The organism is Streptomyces sp. NPDC001492 (assembly GCF_053597275.1).
On record NZ_JBSFHW010000113.1, the window covers coordinates 1 to 2,850 of the forward strand.

Sequence of the window (2,850 nt, forward strand, 5' to 3'; positions counted from 1 at the left end):
CTCGGTGTGGTCAGCTACCACCTCTCCCTGCAGGCGGACGAGCGGTACGAGCAGGGCGGCATGCTCCTCGACCGTCTGGCCGGCCTCGGAGTGGACTCACGTAGCCCGCGAGCAACCGAGCCGCCTCACCCAGCCTGCGGGCAATCGTGCCGCCCAAGGGCGGCTCCCGACCCAAAGAGAGGCGGCACCCCGCACCGCCGGGCTGCGCACCACCCCCGACCGCAACCCCCAGCACAGGTCACCCCACGTGCAGCCGAATCTCCCCACCGGCCACACCCTCAACCCGCACCCGCGTCAGATCCCGCACCACCACATCCGGCTCATACAGATCCGCCCGAGCCCCGACCCCCACAACCCGCATCCCCGCAGCCCGCCCAGCCTCGATCCCGGCAGCGGAATCCTCAAACACAACGCACTCGCCCGGCTCGACACCCAACTCAGCCGCCCCCTTCACAAACCCCTCGGGATCCGGCTTGCTCGCCCCCACCGACTCAGCAGTCACCCGCACCTCGGGAAGCGACAACCCCGCCGCCCCCATCCGCGCCGTGGCAAGAGCCAGATCCGCCGACGTCACCAGTGCATGCGGCAGCCCCCGCAGCGAGGCGAGGAACTCGGGGGCGCCGGGAATCGCCACGACACCGTCCACGTCCGCGGTCTCCTCGGCGAGCATCCGCGCGTTGTCGGCGAGGTTCTGCTCCATCGGCCGCTCGGGCAGCAGCAGCGCCATGGAGGCATGGCCCTGGCGCCCGTGCACCACCTTCATGACCTCGTCGGCGTCCAGCCCGTGCCGCTCGGACCAGCGGCGCCAGATGCGCTCGACGACGGCATCGGAGTTCACGAGGGTGCCGTCCATGTCCAGCAGGAGGGCGCGGGCGGTGAGGACGGTGGGCACGGTGGTGACCGTCATCGGCAGCTCCAGGGCGCGAGAAAGGGAACAAGGCGGCCCCGCCCGCCGGTCAGGGAAAACGGGCGGGAGCCACTTTGTTTTTCTACGGTACAAAATCGGTCCGGGATCCGCCAGCGCCCGGGAGACAGTTCACCCGGTGTTCAGCTCACGCGGTGTCGGCTCACGCGCTGTCGGCTCACCCAGCGACGGCCTCCCACAGGCTCCACACGCCGAGCGCCAGCATCAGCAGCGCCGCAACCTTGGTGATGAGGACCAGCGGCACCCGCTTCATCAGGGCCTTTCCGCCGACGATGCCGAGCCCGGCCACCGCCCACAGCGCCAGCACCGCGCCGAGGCCGACGGAGAGGGGGTCGTCGTAACGGGCCGCGAGGTTCGCCGTCATGATCTGGGTCAGGTCCCCGAACTCGGCGACCAGGATGAGCATGAATCCGGCGCCCGCGACCTTCCAGAAGGACTGGTTCTCGGGCTTGCGGATCTCCTCCTCGTCCTCGCCCTTCCTCATCAGCAGGACCGCGGCGCCGCCCAGGAACAGGACGCCGGTCAGCGCGTGCACGATCTGCTGAGGCAGCAGGGTGAGCACGCTTCCGGCCGCCACGGCCAGCGCGACATGCAGCGCGAACGCCGCGGCCACGCCCGCGAAGACGTACGAGGCGCGGTAGCGGGTGCCGAGCACCAGCCCGGCGAGCGCGGTCTTGTCCGGCAGTTCGGCAAGGAAGACGACGCCGAAGACGAGCGCCGTCACGGTGAAGCTGATCAAGGTTCCTCAATCGGTCGGGGCCGCCCCGCCGAGAGTGCTGTGACTGCGATACGACACCTCGGCACGGCAGCACACAGCGGAAGACACAGATGTGCACTGCTTTGCCGAAGGTCTCGCTGGCCGGCCTCGCGTGCGAGGCCTGCCTCCGGGCGCCGGCTCAGACGAGCTGAGCAGTATGTCGACGGTCCGGCGAAGAGCTACTCCCCTTCTGCGCCGTCCATCGTACGCGACCACCGCGCGGCCGAAAGTTCGGCCGTAAACCTTGTCGTGTCATGTACGCGACATTAGTTTCTTACCGAACGCTCACCCCTCCGCAACACGGCGCCGCGAGCATTCCCCTGCTCGCACCCCAACGCCCCCGCCCTCCCTAGGGAGTTCGCATGCCGAAGTTCTACGCGCGTCGACGGCTCAGCATACTCGCGGCTCTTACCGGACTCATAGCCTCCGCCGGACTTCTCAACAGTCCGGCCGCCTCCGCCGCGCTTCCCACCCCGGTCAGCGCCGCCACCGCCCGCACCTACCTCGCCTCGCTCACCGTGGCGACCGAGGACCGCACCGGCTACGACCGCGATCTGTTCCCGACCTGGATCACGATCTCCGGTACCTGCAACACCCGCGAGTACGTCATCAAGCGGGACGGCAGCAACGTCGTCACCAACTCCGCCTGCACCGCCACCAGCGGCTCCTGGTACTCGCAGTACGACGCGGTCACCACCACCGACCCGAGCACCTTCGACATCGACCACGTCGTACCCCTCGCCGAGGCCTGGGACTCCGGCGCCTCGGCGTGGACCACCGCCCAGCGCCAGGCCTTCGCCAACGACGTCACCCGCCCGCAGCTCATCGCGGTCTCCGCCAGCTCCAACCGCTCCAAGGGCGACGACGACCCGGCCGAGTGGGTGCCCACCCGCTCCGCGTACGTCTGCACGTACGTCCGCGCCTGGGTCCAGGTGAAGTACTACTACGACCTCTCGGTCGACTCCGCCGAGAAGTCCGCGCTGACCAGCTACCTCGCCGGCTGCTGATCCCGCGGATGGTGCGGCGGATTCTGTAACGGAACCTCCCCGCCGGCCCCTGTCGTTCCGTACCGTACGGGGCGACGGAGGAGGGCGAGCCGAAGGGGCGCGCCGGTGTCGAGACGGCGAACGCGCGGAGGCCCGAAGGGCTGAGCACGATCGCCGTCTCG

At 69.5% G+C, this 2,850-nt stretch carries 3 protein-coding genes; 1 reads left to right on the forward strand and 2 read right to left on the reverse strand.

Annotated elements, in window-relative coordinates; translation table 11 throughout:
* Nucleotides 1-238: 238 nt before the first annotated feature.
* Entirely contained in the window at nt 239-907 is a 669-nt protein-coding gene (locus tag ACWC1K_RS50580; RefSeq protein WP_450840976.1) for an HAD family hydrolase, read from the reverse strand.
* 175 nt (nt 908-1,082) lie between these two features.
* Complete coding sequence (locus ACWC1K_RS50585; RefSeq protein ID WP_450840978.1) at nt 1,083-1,664, reverse strand: TMEM165/GDT1 family protein; 582 nt, start codon at nt 1,662-1,664, stop codon at nt 1,083-1,085.
* Between the two features lie 380 nt (nt 1,665-2,044).
* On the opposite strand from ACWC1K_RS50585, the gene ACWC1K_RS50590 reads away from it, so the two are divergent.
* Entirely contained in the window at nt 2,045-2,689 is a 645-nt protein-coding gene (locus ACWC1K_RS50590) for an HNH endonuclease family protein (RefSeq protein ID WP_450840980.1), read from the forward strand.
* Nucleotides 2,690-2,850: the final 161 nt, after the last annotated feature.